The 17,835-nt window shown below is 68.1% G+C and carries 15 protein-coding genes; 6 read left to right on the top strand and 9 right to left on the bottom strand.

Annotated elements, in window-relative coordinates; all coding sequences use genetic code 11:
* Positions 1-9 precede the first annotated feature (9 nt).
* On the bottom strand, positions 10-858 hold the full coding sequence (gene pdxY, locus ASF25_RS01900; protein ID WP_056263546.1) for a pyridoxal kinase PdxY: 849 nt from the start codon (positions 856-858) through the stop codon (positions 10-12).
* A gap of 67 nt (positions 859-925) precedes the next feature.
* Here pdxY and ASF25_RS01905 point away from each other — a divergent pair, with 67 nt between their 5' ends.
* Together ASF25_RS01905 and ASF25_RS01910 are read left to right on the top strand one after the other, a co-directional pair.
* On the top strand, positions 926-1,447 hold the full coding sequence (locus ASF25_RS01905; RefSeq protein ID WP_056263543.1) for a DedA family protein: 522 nt from the start codon (positions 926-928) through the stop codon (positions 1,445-1,447).
* An 80-nt stretch (positions 1,448-1,527) separates the two neighbouring features.
* Complete coding sequence (locus tag ASF25_RS01910) at positions 1,528-2,031, top strand: MmcB family DNA repair protein (RefSeq protein WP_056166634.1); 504 nt, start codon at positions 1,528-1,530, stop codon at positions 2,029-2,031.
* A gap of 31 nt (positions 2,032-2,062) precedes the next feature.
* Here the strand turns inward: ASF25_RS01910 and ASF25_RS01915 are convergent, their stop codons facing one another.
* The 5 genes from ASF25_RS01915 to ASF25_RS01935 all read right to left on the bottom strand — a co-directional run bounded on the left by ASF25_RS01915 (position 2,063) and on the right by ASF25_RS01935 (position 9,110).
* A complete protein-coding gene (locus ASF25_RS01915; protein WP_056166631.1) occupies positions 2,063-2,260 on the bottom strand; it encodes a hypothetical protein in 198 nt (65 codons plus the stop codon).
* A gap of 158 nt (positions 2,261-2,418) precedes the next feature.
* A complete protein-coding gene (locus tag ASF25_RS01920; protein WP_274533775.1) occupies positions 2,419-2,781 on the bottom strand; it encodes a DUF6481 family protein in 363 nt (120 codons plus the stop codon).
* Positions 2,782-2,984: 203 nt separating this feature from the next.
* Entirely contained in the window at positions 2,985-3,194 is a 210-nt protein-coding gene (locus ASF25_RS01925) for a cold-shock protein (protein WP_056088410.1), read from the bottom strand.
* A gap of 662 nt (positions 3,195-3,856) precedes the next feature.
* A complete protein-coding gene (locus ASF25_RS01930) occupies positions 3,857-6,019 on the bottom strand; it encodes a TonB-dependent siderophore receptor (protein ID WP_200927264.1) in 2,163 nt (720 codons plus the stop codon).
* A 451-nt stretch (positions 6,020-6,470) separates the two neighbouring features.
* Positions 6,471-9,110, bottom strand: a complete 2,640-nt coding sequence (locus ASF25_RS01935) for a GNAT family N-acetyltransferase (RefSeq protein WP_056302951.1) — start codon at positions 9,108-9,110, stop codon at positions 6,471-6,473.
* 259 nt (positions 9,111-9,369) lie between these two features.
* On the opposite strand from ASF25_RS01935, the gene ASF25_RS01940 reads away from it, so the two are divergent.
* From ASF25_RS01940 to ASF25_RS01950, 3 genes are all read left to right on the top strand, one after another.
* The gene (locus ASF25_RS01940) at positions 9,370-10,050 is read left to right on the top strand and encodes a class II aldolase/adducin family protein (protein ID WP_244472863.1); all 681 of its coding nucleotides are present in this window, start codon (positions 9,370-9,372) and stop codon (positions 10,048-10,050) included.
* 437 nt (positions 10,051-10,487) lie between these two features.
* Positions 10,488-11,018 (top strand): MucR family transcriptional regulator, encoded by a 531-nt coding sequence (locus ASF25_RS01945; RefSeq protein WP_056166975.1) that lies wholly within the window; start codon positions 10,488-10,490, stop codon positions 11,016-11,018.
* Between the two features lie 313 nt (positions 11,019-11,331).
* The gene (locus tag ASF25_RS01950) at positions 11,332-12,168 is read left to right on the top strand and encodes a restriction endonuclease (RefSeq protein ID WP_082502431.1); all 837 of its coding nucleotides are present in this window, start codon (positions 11,332-11,334) and stop codon (positions 12,166-12,168) included.
* On the opposite strand, the gene zwf is transcribed toward ASF25_RS01950, so the two are convergent.
* Positions 12,148-13,659, bottom strand: coding sequence for a glucose-6-phosphate dehydrogenase (gene zwf / locus ASF25_RS01955; protein ID WP_056302953.1), 1,512 nt, complete (start codon positions 13,657-13,659; stop codon positions 12,148-12,150). The genes ASF25_RS01950 and zwf overlap by 21 nt on opposite strands.
* A gap of 238 nt (positions 13,660-13,897) precedes the next feature.
* Here zwf and ASF25_RS01960 point away from each other — a divergent pair, with 238 nt between their 5' ends.
* Positions 13,898-15,625, top strand: coding sequence for a GGDEF domain-containing protein (locus tag ASF25_RS01960; protein WP_056302955.1), 1,728 nt, complete (start codon positions 13,898-13,900; stop codon positions 15,623-15,625).
* Between the two features lie 170 nt (positions 15,626-15,795).
* Here ASF25_RS01960 and ASF25_RS01965 read toward each other — a convergent pair whose 3' ends face one another.
* Both ASF25_RS01965 and ASF25_RS01970 read right to left on the bottom strand, forming a co-directional pair.
* Positions 15,796-16,509, bottom strand: a complete 714-nt coding sequence (locus ASF25_RS01965; protein WP_056166610.1) for an ABC transporter ATP-binding protein — start codon at positions 16,507-16,509, stop codon at positions 15,796-15,798.
* Between the two features lie 20 nt (positions 16,510-16,529).
* A complete protein-coding gene (locus ASF25_RS01970; RefSeq protein ID WP_056166606.1) occupies positions 16,530-17,828 on the bottom strand; it encodes a lipoprotein-releasing ABC transporter permease subunit in 1,299 nt (432 codons plus the stop codon).
* Between the last annotated feature and the right edge of the window lie 7 nt (positions 17,829-17,835).

Genomic DNA, 17,835 nt, shown 5'->3' on the forward strand with positions numbered 1-17,835 from the left:
ACTTGAAACCTAGACCGGCTCGACCGGAAACGTCTCGCTCGGCGCGACGAACTCGTCCTGCGCCGCCACGGTGAGGATCTCGCGCGAGCCCGCCTCCGCCGTGCGCCGCAGGAGGCCGTAGATCGAGGCGCCGGCCATGCCGAGCGCCAGGGCGGCCGAGCCCGTGCGGGCGTAGTGCACGAGGAACAGCGCCGCGATGGCGTCGCCCGCGCCGTTGACGTCGAGGTGGAGGCGCGGCGTGCGCAGGAGCCAGAACTGCCCGCCCTCCCCGGCCAGGAGGTCGATGGAGTCCGGCGGCGTCGCCTCGGTGGCGAGGGAGGTGACGAGCACCACCCGGGGGCCGAGGCCGTGGAGGACCGCCACCGCCGCCTTGACCTCATCGAGGGTGCGGGACGGCAGCCCGGAGAGATGGTCGAGCTCGAACTGGTTCGGGGTCGCGATGTCGGCGAGTCTAAGTGCCTGATCGCGCATGAATTCCGGGATTCCCGGGCGGACGTAGATGCCCCGGTTCGTGTCGCCCATCACGGGGTCGCAGGCGTAGAGGGCGCGCGGGTTGGCGGCGCGGACGGCGGTCACCGCGTGCACGATACTGGTGCCGATATCGGCCGAGCCCATGTAGCCCGACAGCACGCCGTCGCAGGTGTGGAGTACGCCGCGCTCCGCGATGCCGGCGACGAGGTCCTCGATGGCCGGGCCGTCGAACACCCGGCCGCGCCAGGCGCCGTAGCCGGTGTGGTTGGAGAACTGGACCGTGTGGATCGCCCAGACCTCGACGCCGAGGCGCTGCATCGGAAACACCGCGGATGCGTTACCGACGTGGCCGTAGGCGACGTGAGACTGGATCGAGAGGATGTTCAAGCGGGCCGGTCCTCCATAAAACCTTCCCTTAGCTCGTTTTTCACGACCTCGCACCCTCGGACGATCCATGGACTTCGACGCCATCAAGACCTCGACCCTCGCCTTCGTCGAGGCCCATCAGGGCTGGACGCCGCTCATCGTCGGGGTGCTGGCGTTCTGCGAGTCCCTGGCGTTCCTGTCGCTGCTGGTGCCCGCCACCGTGCTGCTGCTCGGCATCGGCGCGCTCATGGGGACGGTGGGGATTCCGTTCGTGCCGGTGATGCTGGCGGCGGCGCTCGGGGCGGCGCTAGGCGATTGGATTTCCTACGAATTCGGCCATTATTACAAGGAGGGGGCCAAGCGGATGTGGCCGCTCACGCGCTACCCGGCCCTGGTGGCGAAGGGCGAGGAATTCTGCCGCAAATGGGGGGCCGGGGGCGTCGCCATCGGGCGGTTCTTCGGGCCGGCGCGGGCGGTGGTGCCGCTGATCGCCGGCATCTTCGGGGTTAAACGCCTGCCGTTCCAGGTGGCGAACGTGCTGTCGGCCCTGGTCTGGGCCTTCGTGATGCTGGCGCCAGGCGCCGGATTGTTGAGCTATTTCAAGGCTTAAGCCGGTACGTGCTCAGGGGTCGCAGGTGACAAGCCGGGCGCGGACTGGTTCTTAGGGGCCAGTCCCGAATCGGAACATCCATGTCCGCTGCCCTGGCCCACGCGATCCTTCCCAACGGAGCCGTTCTCCCCGTCGATCGCCGCCAGTCGGCGACGGCGCTCCAGGTGCAACGGGGCGTGCGCCGGCTGTATTCGGAACTGGGGCACGTGACGATTCCGGAGTTCTCGCTGGCCAACGGCCGGCGCGCCGATGTTATCGCCCTGTGTCCGGCGGGGCGCTTGACGATCATCGAGATCAAATCGAGCGTCGCCGACTTCAGGGCGGACCGGAAATGGCCGGAGTACCGGGAGTATTGCGACCGGTTCTACTTCGCGATTCCCGAAACGCTCTCGACGACACTGACGCCGGACGAGGCCGGGCTCATCGTCGCCGACGCGTTCGGGGCCGCGATCCTGCGCGACCCGGAGGAGCACCCGCTCAGCGGGGCGCGGCGGAAGGCCGTGACCCTGCGGTTCGCCCACAACGCGGCGCGGATGCTGCATGCCCTGGCCGATCCGGGGGCGATCCGCGAGGGTGTCCTCTAGGGGTTTGCCGAGAGCGAAAACCCCAACGCGATCAACCGGCTAGGGCGATTTCGCCTTCCCGGACTGCGCGCTCGCCGGTGCCGGACTTGATGCGGTAGAACGGCTCGCCGGTCTGGTCCTCGGGGACGAGGCGGACGATCTCGAAGATGTCCCCCGTGTCGGTCTTGGCGTCGGCGTAGCCGAGGCGGGCGCGGCGCACGCGCTGGCCGAGCTTGAACTTATGGGACATGGGTGACTCCGTGGTGAGCCGGCGCGAAAGCGCGCGCCGCGCGTCGTCTCGTGGGGCGGTCCGCGCCGGAAAAACCGGGCGCATGGGGTGCAGCGCGCACCGTTCCATCCCCGGTGTGGAACGGTCGGCACGCGGCGCACGCCCGGGCTGCGCCGGTGTTACTTCCGCGCCTTGGCCTTGCGGGCCGCGTAACGGGCATCGCGCAGGGCTTTCTGCTCGAGGCGGGCGGCGGCGGCCTGCTCGACCTTCTCTTCGGCGGCGCGGATGGCCTCGGCGGCGAGACGCTCGCGCTCGGCATCGGCTTCGGCGACGCGCTGGGCTTCCGCGGCGGCGCGGGCTTCGTCGCGGGCTCGGGTCCGGATCTCGCGGTCGCGGACGATCTGCTCGCGCTCGGCCTTGCGGGCCAAGACGGCGGGATCATCGGCGGGCGGGCGATCGCGGAAGCGCGCGAGGGCCGCCTGACGGGCCTCGTTGGCCGCCTTGAGGCGGTCGGTCATGGAATTTTCGTTGAATTGGCTCACACAGGATCCTGGATTTGCGCCGGCCGGGTGCCGGCAAAAGATTTGGTCTTCCACAACGTAAGAAGCCGCTCCCCGAATGGGGAGCGGCCCTTTGCGACGTCAGGCCGGGCTGGCTCGCACCGGGCTCACCCTGCGCCGTTCCACCGAGACGGAGAACTGGCGCGGAGCGGGCGTTCGGTGCGGCACCCCGGACCCGAAGTGGCTCACGCGGTCTGGAGGTTACCGGCGGACTGCTTGCCGCTGCGCTTGTCGGTCTCCATCTCGTAGGAAACCTTCTGGCCCTCGGCGAGGCCGCGCATGCCGGCGCGCTCGACGGCCGAGATGTGCACGAACACGTCGTTGCCGCCGTCATCCGGCTGGATGAACCCGAAACCCTTTTGCTCGTTGAACCACTTAACAGTACCGACAGCCATCGTATTCCTTCGCCCTTGCGGGCTTATATGTCAGAGGTCCACGCGATCGTGCGCGGCCACCTCCCGACCAACCCAATCAACAGACTTTGATCTCCCCGACCCGTCTCCGGATCGAGGCGCGACAAACTCTGGTTTTGAGCTGGTTTTGAGTTTGTACGCGCTTGTTCGGGATTTAGCAAATCTGATCCTTTTTCAGGAGGATCATGCTTCTACAAAATCAGGAGGCTCGGGCCGGCGAAGCAGAATTGTAAAAATCGTACGGCGCCAATCGTTCAACGAGCACTGCAGCATTTGCTCGGAGATGACTTTTCCGCTTCGCGTTGGATGGCACCGCACGCGATTGGCGAGACTGAACCGGAGCACCCCTACCCGACAAACAGGCCGACCCGACTCATGAGCAGATGAAGAATACAGATTTGCCAGCTCTCGTAAGCAGGCCAAGATCCCGGATTCGAACAGCCTGAGACGGCAATGGACAGCTTTCGACACTTTGCCGATCCTCGCTGGCACCACTTCTGAGCAGCTTGGTGGACGAAGACCTACAACCGGGTCGGGTGGATTTCAGCTGGTCCGCTTACCGGCAATTCAAGCGTTACAGCGGTCGTAGACGCCCAACAGATGGGTGATCCGTTGCAGAATCACCTTGTTGGCAACGATAGAGGTTAAAAGCGTGCTGCGACACCACCCATGATCGTGCGCGGCGTACCCGGTGTAGCGTAGCGGTTTTGGAAGGCGCGGTCGTAGTAGTTCGTATCGAGTAGGTTGTCGACGTTGACATAGACCCGCACCTGTGGAGTGATCCAATAGTAGGAGATCAGGCTTAAGACCGTGTAGTCCGGCAGACGAAAGGTCGATAGGGCGGTGCCGGCCACGCGCTGACCGACATAAGTCACGCCGCCACCAAGACCGAGTCCCCGCAACTCTGCCCCTTGGAACTCGTAGACGCTCTGCAGGGCGAGGGTGTCGGCAGGGATGTTGGCGATCCGCGTACCCACGGGCAGCGTGTTGTCGCGGCTCACGGCGGCATCCGCATGGGTGTAGGTGCCGATTACCCGCCAGCCGGGTGCCAGATACCCAGCGACGGTTAGGTCGAAGCCCCGGCTGCGCACCTCGCCCGCCGCCACGCTGAAGTTTGAATCGACTGCATCGGCCGTGAGGACGTTGGTGCGCCGGATGTCGAACAGAGCCGCCGTGGCGCTCAGTTGCCCGTCGAGCAGGCTGAACTTGGCTCCGACCTCGTAGCCCTCGCCTTGTTGGAAAGCGAAGGGGCGTCCCGAGCGATCCGTGCCGGTATTCGGCAGGAAGGAACGGCCGTAGCTGCCGTAGATCGAGACCTCATCGGTGAGATCGTAGGTGAGGCCGAAGCGCGGGGTCGCTACAGTGTCCTGCAGGCTCGTGGTGCGGCCGGTGCGGTAGTCGGTGGAAACGAGGCTTAGGTTCTCCACGCGCACGCCCAGAAGGGCATGGAGGCGTGGGGTGAGGTCGATCTGGTCCTGAACGTAGCCACCGAAGCTCTCGGTGTTCTGCAGAAAGTTCGTGATCGAGGCGAGAGGCGGCCGGGCGGATTGCCCGTAGCGGGGCGCGAAAAGGTCGAGGGTGAAGGGGAAGAGGTTCGCGTTCGAGCGGTTGAAGATCTCGCGATAGTTGTACGTGTCGTACTCGAAGCCCATCAGCAGAGTATGGCGAAAGGGGCCGGTCTCGAACTTGCCCGCGAGGTTGAGCTGCAGGTCGAGGTCCGACCAGCTCAAGTCGCGATGCTCGAAGGTTCGGCGCAAGGTACGCCCATCACTGAGGACATTCATGGCGCCCACGCCGTCACCGACGAGGCTCCCACCCAGCGCCTGGACGCCGGCAGTGACCACCCAGTCCTGATCGAGCTTGTGCTCGATGCGCAGCTGGCCGAGGGCGTTGTCGTTGCGCACCGGCGGGATGCCAGGCTCGCCGATGAAGCGGTTGCGTGGCAGGGCGCGGATGTTGCCGTTGATTGGTACGACGCCCCGGTCGAAGGTCGCGGCCGTGCTGACGAACTCGCCCTCCAAAGTGATCGTGGTGTCAGCGGTGGGCTTCCAGGCGATGACGGGAGCGAGGTAGAAGCGGTCGCTGTGTACGAAATCGCGGAAACTACCGTTGTCCTCAACGGCGCCTGTAACGCGAGCGAGCACCCGGCCTTCTTCGTCGAGGGCGCCAGTGGCATCGAAGGTGCTGCGCTTCTGGTTGAAGCTGCCGAACTGCGTGCCGATCGCGAGGGCGCGCTCGGCCAAAGGCTGCTTGGTCACGATGTTGAAGGTGCCGCCGGGATCGCCGCGTCCGTATAGGAAGGCGGACGGGCCCTTCAGCACCTCGATCCGCTCAATGGAGACCACGTCCGGCGAGGGCGGGTAGCCCCGGTTGATCGGGAAGCCATTGCGGTAGTACTCACCCGTGCTGAAGCCACGGATGGTAAACTCCGTCAGGCCAAGGCCCGCGAAGTTGTTGGCCCGGCCGACGCCGGCAAGATCGAGGGCGGTGTCGACCCGCGTCGCGGCGGCGTCCTGCAAAACCCGATCCGGCACAACGACCACCGTCTGGGGCACCTCCCGTATCGGCGTGTCAGTGCGGGTCGCGCTGACGCTGTCCCGTGCAAGATAGCCATCGACCTTGCGTGCTATTCCGCCCGCGGGCCCTCCGGTGCCGGCCACCGAAAGCTCGTCGAGCTGCACCTCTTGTGAAGCATCTGCGGCAAGCTGGGCTACGGCTGAAGTGGGCCCAAAACTGACCAACGAACCCGATTGCGCGACAAGCACGAAGGCAGCGGACGCGGCCAGCGTCGTGCTTCTTTTAGTCATTTTTCTCGGCACTCTCACGGACGCCAACCAGCTTAGGTTAATTGTGCCCGTTACGATTTAGAAACATACGCGGTCAAGCTCACTAGGCGCCGATCACAGAGGACTAGTTTAGAGGAATTCAAATATGCCTGAGCTTGGGCCTAGAAGCGTTATAATCTATTTCATCTTGCAGGGGTCGTGTTGCGTAAGTGTTACAGCGAAAAAATCGCTCTATGACTCGGAAGCTATAATCGTCATGCGTTTTTTTAAAAAACATCCCGTCGGCGCAGCTAAAACCAACAGCGCAACCGCCGGAAGCTCTGACGGATGGATGGCTGCTGTCAAGAAGTACTCATAGATGGCCGTATGACCGGCAAGGGTCGGAGACGGAACGTCCGCTACACAGCAAGGGGTTAACTTCCGCTCGCCACCTGCAACAGCCCCTCCTGCGGATAGGCCGATCGTTGCTGCCCTACCGTTCCAGCGCCAAAGACACCTTCACCACTCCTGCATCCTCCCGATCCGGCCGGGTGGTGAAGCCCAACTGCTTGCACACCGCCAGCATCGGCCGGTTCTCCCGAAGGACCGTTCCTTCAACTCGAAAGATCCCCTCGGCCTTGGCCCAGTCGATCATCAGGCTCATCAGCGCGTGGCCCAAACCGGTGCCCTTGCGGTCGCCGCGGATGAGGATGGCGTATTCGCCGCTGTCGTGGTTGGCGTCGGCGTGGAGGCGGACGGCGCCCAGCATGGTGCCGGCGGCGTCGATGGCGACGAAGGCGATGGCGCGGGAATAGTCGAGCTGGGTCAGCTTCGCCAGGAAGGCGTGGTTGAAGTCGCGCACGGGGGCGAAGAAGCGCAGGCGCAGGTCCTCGGCGCTCACCGACTGGAAGAAGGTGAGGAACAGGGCCTCGTCCTCGGGCCGCACGGGGCGCACGGCGATGGCCTCGCCCTTGAGGGTGAGGCGGCGCTCCCACTCCACCGGATAGGGGCGGATGGCGAAGCGCGGATGCGCGGCGCCGCGGCCGGGGGGCGCCGGGGCCACCATCACGCGGGCGTCCAGCGCCAGGGCGCCGGTCGCGTCGGCCAACAGGGGGTTGATGTCGAGCTCGCGGACCTCCGGGCAATCGGCGGCGAGCTGGGCGAGCTTCACCAGCACCAGGGCGACGGCGTGGCGGTCCACCGCCGGCACGTCGCGGTAGGCCGCCAACCGTCGGGCGACGCGGGTGCGGTCGATGAGTTCGGAGGCGAGGCGCAGATCCAGGGGCGGCAGGGCGAGCGCCCGGTCGTCGATGACCTCGACGGCGGTACCGCCCCGGCCGAACACCACCACGGGGCCGAAGGTCGGGTCCTCGGCGAGGCCGGCGATGAGTTCGCGCTGCTGGCCGCGTCTTATCATGGGCTGCACGGCGAACCCGGTGATGCGGGCCTCGGGACGCAAGCGCCGCGCGCGCCGGAGGATGTCGGCGGCCGCCGCCCGGACATCCGCCTCGCTCGTGAGATCGAGGCGGACCCCGCCGACATCGGATTTGTGGACGATGTCGGGGGAGACCACCTTGAGGGCCACGGTGCCGCCCGCCGCGATGATCTCCCAGGCGGCGGTGGCGGCGGCGTCCGCGTCGGGGGCGAGCGTCAGGGGTACGCTGGCGATGCGGTAGGCGGCGAGCAGGGCGGCGACGTCGACGGGGTCGAGCCAGGTCTGGCCGCCCGCCACCGCGCGGGCGACGATGGCGCGGGCGGCGTCCACATCGGGCGAGAAATCGCGCGGCAGGGAATCCGGCGTGCGCATGAGGTCGCCTTGCGCCTCGCGGTAGCGCACGAGGTTGAGGAACCCGTCGACGGCGTCGGCCTCCGTGGCGAAGCCCGGGATGTTCGCGGCCGCCAGCACCGCGGCGGCTTCGGGGTCGTCGCCGATGAGGGCCACGAAGACCGGCTTCTTGCGCTGGCCGCCCGCCCCCTGACTACTCCTGCGCACCCGCGCGACGGTCTCGGCGAGCGCCGTCGCGGTGGCGGCGCTGCCCGAGCGGGCGGTGGGCACGTGCACCGCCAGCACCGCATCGTGGCCGGGCGCCGTGAGCAGGGGCTTGAGGGCGGCGGCGTAGGCCTCGGGTCCGGCGGCGATGCCGAGTTCGACGGGGTTGCCAGCCGCGAGCGTCCCGCCCCGGTCGGCGAGGCGGTCGGCGGCGAGCGCGGCGATACCGCGGCCGTTGCCCAGGATGGCGAGGCGGTGGCCGGGGAACGGGCGCTGGCGCCCGAGGGTCTCCACGGCGGCGAACATCGCATCGAGACTGTCGACGCTGAGGAGGCCGGCGCGGCGGAACGCGGCCTCGTAGACTGCGTCGGGCCGGGCGAGCGCGCCCGTGTGGGTGACGACGTGGCGGGTCGGCGCCCGGTGGCGCCCGGCACGCAGAACCACGACGGGCTTGGCGCGGGCGGCGGCGCGGGCCGCCGACATGAATTTCCGCGCATCGGGAATCGTGTCGAGGGAGAGCAGGATCGCGCGGGTGTGGAAGCAGGCGGCGAGGTGGTCGAGGCAATCGGCGATGTCGATGTCGCAGGCGGTGCCGAGCGACAGCACCGCCGAGAACCCGACGTCGCGGCGCGCCGCCCAGGCGACGATGCCGGCCGCCACCGTGCCGGATTGCGAGACGAGGGCGAGGTCGCCGGCCTTCGGCGCCTGCGCCAGCAGGCTGGCGTCGAGGTGTTCGCGGGGCACGGCGAGGCCGATGCTGCCGGGGCCGAGCAGGCGCAGGCCGTGGAGCCGCGCCTCGGCGCGCACGGCCGCGCACAGGTCGAGGGGCACGTCGGGCGTGAGGATGAGGGCGGCGGCGGCGCCCCGGCGTCCGGCGGCCCCGACCCAGGCGACGAGTTCGCCCGCCGGGGCGGTGACCACCACGAGGTCGGGAGCCTGGGCGGTTTCACATATGTTATGAATGCAGATCAGGCATTCCCCAGAGAGGGGGCTCTGCGGATTGACGGCCCAGATCGGCCTCTTGCTCCCGGCGCGGGCGAGGTTCTCCAGAACGGCGGCGCCGAGGGCCGCACCGGGCCCGGCGAGGCCCACCACCGCGATGCTGCGGGGCGCCAGCAGGGCGTCGAAGCGGTAGGTACTCATCGAGTGGTACTCATGGAGTGGTACTCATGAATCACCTCTGTTTCGCGGGCCGCCGAGCGACCCGACGGATTTCGGCCGGCCGATCGCCCCGCGCGCCTCCCGCGTCCAATCCCGGCTCGGATCACCGCCCCCGGACCCAACCCCTGGAGACGTTTCGATGCAAGAGACACCTTCGCAAGTGACACCTTCGCAAGTGACGCCTTCCGACGACGGCCGAATTCCTACTCCGGACAACGCTCGCGCCGCCAAGCCGGACGGGATGAAGCCGGACCGGATGGAGCCGGACCGGATTGAAGCGGCCCGCGGCGTCGTCGCGGCCATGCGCGACCTGCTCACCCTCGGGCTGAGCCAGGGCACCTCCGGCAACGTCTCCGTGCGGCACGGCGACGGCTTCCTCGTCAGCCCCTCTGGCGTCCCGGCCGAGGCGCTGACCCCGGAGAGCATCGTGCCGATGACCTTCGCGGGCACCCACGACCACCGCCTCGCCCCGTCCTCGGAATGGCGCTTCCACCGCGATATCCTGGCCCGGCGGCCGGACGTCCACGCCGTGGTGCACGCCCACCCGGATTACTGCACCGCCTTCGCCCTGTGCGGACGCACGATTCCGGCGGTGCATTACATGATCGCGGCGGTGGGCGGGCCGACGATCCGGTGCGCCCCCTACGCCCCCTACGGCACCGACGCACTCTCCGCCCTCGCCCTCGAAGCCCTGAAGGGACGCGGCGGCTGCCTGCTCGCCAACCACGGCATGATCGCCACGGGGCCGGACCTCGCCAAGGCCCTGTGGCTCGCCGTGGAGATGGAGGCCCTGTGCCGGCAATACGCCATCGCCCTGCAGGTGGGGGCGCCCGTGATCCTGCCCGACGACGAGATCGCCCGGACGGTGGAGCGCTTCAAGACCTACGGCCTGCGGGCGCAGGACGGGCCGGCCCCGCGCTGACCCGGCCCGGGCGGCGGTCTCGCGCTCCGCCCGTCCGGACCCGGCCGAGATCGGGGGCGAACCCACGGTTTCGGTGGTTCGGGGGCCCGAGCGGTCTGTTTTGGTAAAAAACGTACAGACTTGTTCGATCTTCGAGTGCTGATCGGCCGAATCGACGACGAACCGGCACCAACTGAAATGAATACAATTTGGCACCCAAGCAGCTGTCTTGGATTTTTTCGAACCCAGTTACGGTTGTTGAACACCGTTCCATAGTCGCGGTTCGCTTAGGTAGTTAAAGTTCGCATTACCAGCGAACATTCCTATGCCTCTTGCGCTTCGACTTACGGCGTCATAGTAGCTTCCTAGTCACGGATTTTTGATTGCTCACGTGACCACGGCGCTAAAGATTGCCTGGTCGCCGAAAATTCCGGGCACTGTATCAATGGGGGTGGATGATGAAGGTGGATGACGAGACAATGCCGGATTACATCGAACTCGCAGCGGACATCGTTTCCGCGTTCGTGAGCAACAATTCGGTGCCGGCCGTCGAGCTCCCGAGCCTCATCGCGTCCGTTCACGCGACCCTCGGGCGCCTCACGGCCCCCGCTGCGGAAGAGAAGAGCGAGCCGCTCACCCCTGCCGTCTCGGTCAAGCGCTCGATCACGCCCGATTATCTCGTCTGCCTGGAAGACGGGAAGAAGTTCAAGTCGCTCAAGCGCCACCTGCGCACGCGATACGACATGACGCCGGACCAGTACCGCGCCAAATGGAACCTTCCGAGCGACTATCCGATGGTGGCGCCGAACTATGCGGCCGCCCGTTCGGAACTGGCGAAGAACATGGGCCTGGGCCAGCAGCGTCGCAAGCAGATCGCCGCCGCCGCCGAAGCCAAGCCCGCCGACGTCAAGTCGACCGAAGCCAAGGCCACGGAGGCCAAGCCCGCCGTGGCCCGCGGCCGTCGTCCGAAGGTCGCCGCGGACGCGTGAGCCCCGACGGCGTCGGACCGGGCCATCCGCCCCGTTCGACGCCGCTCAAGTATCCCCGGCAGGGCAAAGCATCGCCGCCAGGGCATCCGGCGAAACCTTGCGCGACCGCGTGGCGTGACGCGCCGGCCCGGTGCGAATTCGATCCGGGCCGAGGGCTTGTCCCAGGCGAACCGGGGCCGGCCCCGTGTTATCCACTCCAAAACGTCGGCGCCCAGGGGGCGTTAGAGATCGCGCAAGGGGCGCGTGCCAGGGTTCTCCGGCGCGGCCGTGAGCCCGGCCCCGACGGCCCGGCGGCGCGTATCGGGAACCCTCCATGCCGGGCCGCTCGCGCCTCGTCGCACGCTTGTTCTGGACCGGCCTCGCCGGAGGCGCCGCCGCGTTCGTCTACGGCGCGCCGGCCATGGTCGCCACGGGCGTCTGCCTCGCGGCCATCGGGCTGCACCGCCTCGACCGCCCCCGGCGCATCCGCCGCCTCATCCGAAACCTTGCCCGACAGCACGCCGCGACGCTGGCTCTACGCAGGCGCCAGGAGTGCTTCGTCGATGCCTACGGCAATCGGATCGATGACGGATGGGTACGCGAACGCGAATACTTCGCCGAACGGACGATTCTACCCGCCCTCGACGCGAGGAGCTACGGCGAGGAAGGCGACGCCCTCTGGGAGACGATCCTGGCCACCATCGAGCGCACCGCCGCGGCGTATCCGCTGCCCGACGAGGCCGATGCGCCGGAGGAGGGTATCGCCTACGAGCGCTTCTGCGCCGAGCGCCTGCGGGAGGCCGGCTGGAACGCGCGGGCGACCCAGGCCAGCGGCGACCAGGGCGCCGACATCGTCGCGGAGCGCGCGGGCGTACGCCTCGTCGTCCAGTGCAAGCGCTACGGCAAGCCGGTGGGCAACGGCGCCGTGCAGGAGATCGCCGCCGCCCTGCGCTACTGGTCGGGCGACATGGCGGCGGTGGTGTCGAATGCCGGCTTCACCCCGGCCGCGCGCAAGCTCGCGGCGGCGACGAACGTCGTGCTGCTCCACCACGACCAGCTGTCGGAGTTGACGCCGGTGCGCGAGGTGGGCCGACGCAAACCCGGACCGGGCAAGATCGGACCGAGCAAGGTCGGCCCGGGCGGGGTGCGCTCAAGCCTCGCCGAGCGGTAGCCAGGAATTGCCGTCGCGGGCGAGCAAAGCCGTGGCCTCATCCGGCCCGTCGCTGCCGGCGGCGTAGAACGCCACGGGCGAGGCCCGCCACGCCGCCAGCAGGGGTTCGACGGCCGTCCAGGCGGCCTCGATCCCGTCGGCGCGCTGGAACAGGGTCGCGTCCCCGGTCATGCAATCGTACAGCAAGGTCTCGTAGCCGACGCTCGGGGTCTCGTGGAAGAAATCGCCGTAATCGAAGGTGGCGACCACCCGGCCGAGGCGCATCTCGGGGCCCGGCCGCTTGGCGTTGAGGCCGAGGCTCATGCCCTGCTCGGGATCGATGCGCAGGCGCAGGATATCGGGCACCATCCCGGAGGTCGTAGAGAACGGCGAGTGCGCCGGACTCTTGAAGTGCACGGCGATCTCGGTGGCCCGGTCGGTCATGCGCTTGCCCGTGCGCAGGTAGAACGGCACGCCGGTCCAGCGCGGGGTATCGATGGTGAGCTTCAGGGCGACGTAGGTTTCGGTGCCGGACTCCGCCGCCACGTTCGGCTCGTCGCGGTAGCCGATCACGGCTTTGCCGAGTTCGGTGCCGGCCGTGTATTGGCCCCGCACGGCGTCCTCGGGCGGGATCGGCCGGATGGCTTCGAGGAGCCGGCTCTTGGCGTCGCGGACGGCCTCGGCCGCGAGGCTGTCGGGCGCCTCCATGGCGACCATGCACAGCAGCTGGAACAGGTGGTTCGGCACCATGTCCCGCAGGGCGCCGGTGGGCTCGTAGAACGCACCGCGCTCCTCCACCCCGATGGTCTCCGCGGCGGTGATCTCGATGGCGGCGACGTGTTCGGCGCGCCAGACCGGCTCCAGCAGGCCGTTGGCGAAGCGCAGGGCCAGGATGCTCTGCACGGTCTCCTTACCGAGGAAATGGTCGATGCGGAAGAACTGGGTCTCGTCGCCCTGGGCCAGCAGCGTCGCGTTCAGGGCCTTGGCCGACGCCAGATCGCTGCCGAACGGCTTTTCCACCACCACCCGGCGGAAGGCGCCATCCGCCTGTTTCAGGAGCCCGGCCGCCCCGAGCTGCTCGACGATGGGACCGAAGAACCGGGCCGAGACCGCGAGGTAGAACACCACGTTGCCGGTGAGCACCCCGGCGAGATCCCGGAAGGTCCCGGCCTCGGCGAAATCGCCGTGCCGGAAATGCAGGCGGTCGCGCACGAAGCCCCAGGCGGTCTCGTCGATGTGGTCGGGGTGGAACTCGGACGTCCTGTCGTTGGTGAAGGATTGCATGGTCTGCGAGAGGCTCTCGCGCCAGCCCTCGTCGGTGTTGCTGTTGTGGTCGACGCCGATGATCTTGAAGCCGTCGTCGAGCAGCTTGCCGGCCGAGAGATTGTACAGGGCCGGCATCAGCAGGCGCTTGGTGAGGTCGCCCGAGGCGCCGAAGATGACGAGGGTGCAGGGCGGCGCGGTCGGGCTGTCGCTCGGCGGCGGCGTGTCGTGTGCGGCGTCGGTGCTCATCGTCCCAATCTCCGGTGCCCCGCACGCGGCCCACCGCGCGGGATCGCACGTCAACTTGCCGCGGTGCAGCACGTTCCGGGGCCAGGGGTGCGCCGGGTCACGCGGCGGACGAAGCGGGGAAGACCGTATCGACCGAAATACGGATTTTCTTAGCCATCTTCTTTCACCGGAAGAAAGCGGATCCATGCCCCAGTGCGGCGAGGTATCGATGGACCCGGGCGCGGAGCCGGTTGGAAACATGGCCGTCAACGAACACGCACGAGGGACCGCCGGTCCCCTCGAACGGCGCGGCAACGCCCGGCGGCGCCTCCTGGCGCAGGTCGGCCTCGTCGTGGTCATGATCACGATCGTGCTCTCAGGCTTCTTCTACACCAACGCGCACCAGCAGGCGCTCATCGACCTGCGGGAAGGCGGACGGCAGATGCGCATCGCGCAGGAAGCCCTGATGGATGCGGAGGCCTACGTTCTCAATCGGGCGATCGGCGAACGGGATGGCGAGTACGGCGAGTACAGCCGTGCCTTCGAGGCACTCCACAGCCGGCGCGATTCCCACCTCGCGCGGCTCGACCGCTTCCTCAAGGCGCCGGACGGAACCGGATTGTCGGCGGACGCCACCCTGAAATCCCTCGAGGCGATCTGGACCGACGCCCTCGAACGCGTGCGCGCCGGGAAGCTGGACGAAGCCCAGGGCCTCCTCGGGGACCGCAGGAGCGCCGCCCTGATGGGGAAGATGCGCCATGCCTTCGAGAGCTTCCTGGCGGATTGGAACTCCCACTTCGCCGACCACGAGACGCGGATCGAGATCGGCAAGAGCGTGGTGCTCCTGTCCCAGCTCGTGATCGCCGGCATGATGATCTTCGCCTTCCGCTCCGGCGCGCGGGAGGCGCAGGCCCGGGCGGCGGCGATCCAGGCGATGGACGCCTCGCGCACGCAGGTCGGGCACCTGTTCGAGATGACGGACATGCTCCAGAGCGCGACCGACCACCACGACGCCAATGCGGTCCTGCGGGCCACGGCCGGCGAACTCATCGGAGGGTTCGGCGGCGCGCTCTACGTGTTCAACAATTCCCGCGACCGTCTCATCCTGTCGACCTCCTGGGCCTGCGAGGCCGGAGAGCCCCTGCCCGAATCGATCACCATCAACCAGTGCTGGGCGATGAAGCGCGGGAAGCCGCACATCAACCGCAGTGGCGCCAGGGCGCTGTGTTGCGAGCATCACGCCTCCGGCTTCGCGGCCCTCGAAATCCCCATGGTCGCGCGGGGCGAGAATCTCGGCCTGCTCCAGGTCTTCGCCGAGGGCTCGGACGCGGAGCAGCGCCTCGCCGCCATCCTGCCGCTCAGTTCGGCCCTCGGGGACGCCATGTCGTTGGCGCTCTCGAACATCGCGCTGCGGGAAAAGTTGCGCAATCAGGCCCTGCGCGACCCGCTGACCGGCCTCTACAACCGGCGCTACATGGAGGACAGCCTCGACCGCTACGTCCGCCTGGCCGAACGCGAGGGCCGGAAGGTCTCGGTGATCATGATCGACCTCGACCACTTCAAGCGCCTCAACGACGAGCACGGCCACGCCACCGGCGACGCCGTGCTGCGCGAGGCCGCGGCCGCCATCGTCGGCGCCCTGCGGGAGACCGACGTGGCGTGCCGCTACGGCGGCGAGGAAATGATCGTGTTCCTGCCGGATTGCGACCTGCCGGATGCGGCCCTGAAGGCAGAGCAGATCCGCGCCCGGATCGAGGATCTGTCGGGCGCGCACGGGGCGAAGATCTCCGCCTCCCTCGGAGTCTCCTCCGTGCCGAGCACGTCCAGCAACAGTGCCGACCTCGTCAAGGCCGCCGACACGGCCCTGTACCGCGCCAAGCACAACGGCCGGAACCAGGTGGCGCTCGCCCCGGTCCGCGCGGGCTGGCGCGACGGGACCGAGAACGCGTCGGATCAGGCGGCCCACCTTCGCGTCGCCGCCGAGTAGGCCTGGAGCGGACGGATTCGCATCACCGGCTGACCGAAGGCGCGCGCGACGGACGATCGGCACCGCCGCCTCATACCAGTCGATCGCTTTGCGATTACGGATTGGGGCTTCGCTCAGGTGTCGCGCGGGCTGCCTGAGACTGTTCCGGTATCGATCATCCGGAAACCGTATCAGTCCAGCGGCTCGATCAAGCCGTCGCGGATCGTCACGCGCCGGTCCATGCGGGCGGCGAGCTCCATGTTGTGGGTGGCCACCAGGGCGGCGAGGCCGGACGCACGCACGAGCGAGACGAGGATGCCGAAGACGTGCGCGGCGGTGTGCGGGTCGAGGTTGCCTGTGGGCTCGTCGGCGAGGAGCAGGCGCGGCCCGTTGGCGACCGCGCGGGCGATGGCGACGCGCTGCTGCTCGCCGCCGGAGAGCTCGGCCGGGCGATGGATCAGGCGATCCTTGAGGCCGAGAAAGCTCAGGAGTTCGGTGGCCCGGGCCTTGGCCTCCTTGCCCGACAGGCCGCGGATGAGCTGGGGCATCACCACGTTCTCCAGGGCGGAGAACTCGGGCAGGAGATGGTGGAACTGATAGACGAAGCCCATCTCCTCCCGGCGGATGCGGGTGCGCTCGGAATCCGCCATGGCGGCGGTGGGCCGGCCGCCGAGGAAGACTTCGCCGGCATCGGGCCGCTCGAGCAGGCCGGCGATATGCAGCAGGGTCGATTTGCCGGCGCCCGAGGGGGCGACCAGCGCGACGAGTTCGCCGGGCCAAATCGCGAAATCGGCGCCGCGCAGGATATCGAGGGCCCCGGCCCCTTGGGTGTAGCGCCGCTCCACCTTGGCGAAGAACAGGGCCGGGACCGGCTGCACGCCGGACGCATCGGCTGTCGTGGTCATGGGAATCCTAAAGCTTTCGCTCAGCCGTAGCGCAGGGCCTGCACCGGATCGAGCCGGGCGGCGCGCCAAGAGGGATACAGGGTCGCGACGAGCGACAGGACGATGGAGGTGACGACCACCACGGTGATCTCGCTCGAATTCATCTCCGCCGGAATCTCGGCGAGGAACCGCACGGTGGGGTCCCAGGCGGAGGGAAACAGCACGCGCTGGATCGGCTTGATGTTGAGGGTGATGAGGATGCCGAGGCCGAGGCCGCTGAGGGTTCCGACCACGCCGATCAACGCCCCATTGATGAGGAACACCCGCATCACCGTACCGGGCGTGGCCCCCATGGTGCGCAGGATGGCGATGTCGCTCGACTTGTCGCGCACGAGGAGGATCAGCCCCGAGACGATGTTCAGGGTCGCCACCACCACGATGAGGCTGAGGATGAGGAACATCACGTTCCGCTCCACCTCCAGCGCCCCGAAGAAGGTGCGGTTGCGCTGGCGCCAGTCGGTGAGGAGCACCGGACGCTCTGCCGCCATCTCGAGGTCGGGCCGCATGGCCGCCACCCCGTCGGCGTTGTCGAGGTACACCTCGATGAGACTGACGTCGTTGTCGCGGTTGAAGAAGGCCTGCGATTCGGCGAGCGGCATGAACACGAAGGTGGCGTCGAACTCGGTCATGCCGATTTCGAAGATCGCCTTGACCACGTAGGACTTGGTGCGCGGCGCCGTGCCGAACGGCGTCGTCGCGCCCTTGGGCGTCGACAGGGTGATGTTGTCGCCCGCCTGCAGCCCGAGGGCCTCGGCCAGACGCCGGCCGATGGCGACGCCGGTGCCGTCCTCGAATCCCGCCAGGGTGCCGCCCCGGATGTTCTTGGCGATGGAGCCGATCTTGTCGAGGTCGTCCGCCCGGATGCCGCGCACGAGGACGCCGCTGCCCCCATACGGCGAGGAGGCGAAGGCCTGCCCCTCGACGAGGGGGATCGCGGCGCGCACCCCCGCGACCTTCGCCAGACGGTCGGAGAGGTCCTCGAAATCGGTGAAGAGGCGATCGATCGGCGTGACGAAGACGTGCCCGTTGATGCCGACGATCTTCGACAGCAATTCCGTCCGGAAGCCGTTCATCACCGACAGAACGATGATGAGCGTCGCGACGCCGAGGGCGATGCCCAGCACCGAGAAGAACGCCACCACGGACACGCCGCCGCCGCGCCGCCGCGCGCGCAGGTAGCGCCCGGCGAGGATCCACTCGAACCCGGCGAACGGTGGCGTGCTGCCGCGCCGGAACAGGGCGCCGGCTCCCTTCAGCCGGTCCATCAACGCCGCTGCCATGGCGGGG

Origin of the sequence: Methylobacterium sp. Leaf100, assembly GCF_001422845.1 — a bacterium.
Classification (GTDB): domain Bacteria; phylum Pseudomonadota; class Alphaproteobacteria; order Rhizobiales; family Beijerinckiaceae; genus Methylobacterium.

What these genes read in the sequence shown, in the direction of transcription:
- ASF25_RS01930 (WP_200927264.1), bottom strand. Translation starts at nt 6,019, where the DNA reads ATGACTAAAAGAAGCACGACGCTGGCCGCGTCCGCTGCCTTCGTGCTT.
- ASF25_RS01935 (WP_056302951.1), bottom strand. Translation starts at nt 9,110, where the DNA reads ATGAGTACCTACCGCTTCGACGCCCTGCTGGCGCCCCGCAGCATCGCG.
- ASF25_RS01910 (WP_056166634.1), top strand. Translation starts at nt 1,528, where the DNA reads ATGTCCGCTGCCCTGGCCCACGCGATCCTTCCCAACGGAGCCGTTCTC.
- ASF25_RS01960 (WP_056302955.1), top strand. Translation starts at nt 13,898, where the DNA reads ATGGCCGTCAACGAACACGCACGAGGGACCGCCGGTCCCCTCGAACGG.
- ASF25_RS01915 (WP_056166631.1), bottom strand. Translation starts at nt 2,260, where the DNA reads ATGTCCCATAAGTTCAAGCTCGGCCAGCGCGTGCGCCGCGCCCGCCTC.
- ASF25_RS01965 (WP_056166610.1), bottom strand. Translation starts at nt 16,509, where the DNA reads ATGACCACGACAGCCGATGCGTCCGGCGTGCAGCCGGTCCCGGCCCTG.
- zwf (WP_056302953.1), bottom strand. Translation starts at nt 13,659, where the DNA reads ATGAGCACCGACGCCGCACACGACACGCCGCCGCCGAGCGACAGCCCG.
- ASF25_RS01970 (WP_056166606.1), bottom strand. Translation starts at nt 17,828, where the DNA reads ATGGCAGCGGCGTTGATGGACCGGCTGAAGGGAGCCGGCGCCCTGTTC.
- ASF25_RS01940 (WP_244472863.1), top strand. Translation starts at nt 9,370, where the DNA reads ATGAAGCCGGACCGGATGGAGCCGGACCGGATTGAAGCGGCCCGCGGC.
- ASF25_RS01905 (WP_056263543.1), top strand. Translation starts at nt 926, where the DNA reads ATGGACTTCGACGCCATCAAGACCTCGACCCTCGCCTTCGTCGAGGCC.
- ASF25_RS01945 (WP_056166975.1), top strand. Translation starts at nt 10,488, where the DNA reads ATGAAGGTGGATGACGAGACAATGCCGGATTACATCGAACTCGCAGCG.
- ASF25_RS01925 (WP_056088410.1), bottom strand. Translation starts at nt 3,194, where the DNA reads ATGGCTGTCGGTACTGTTAAGTGGTTCAACGAGCAAAAGGGTTTCGGG.
- ASF25_RS01950 (WP_082502431.1), top strand. Translation starts at nt 11,332, where the DNA reads ATGCCGGGCCGCTCGCGCCTCGTCGCACGCTTGTTCTGGACCGGCCTC.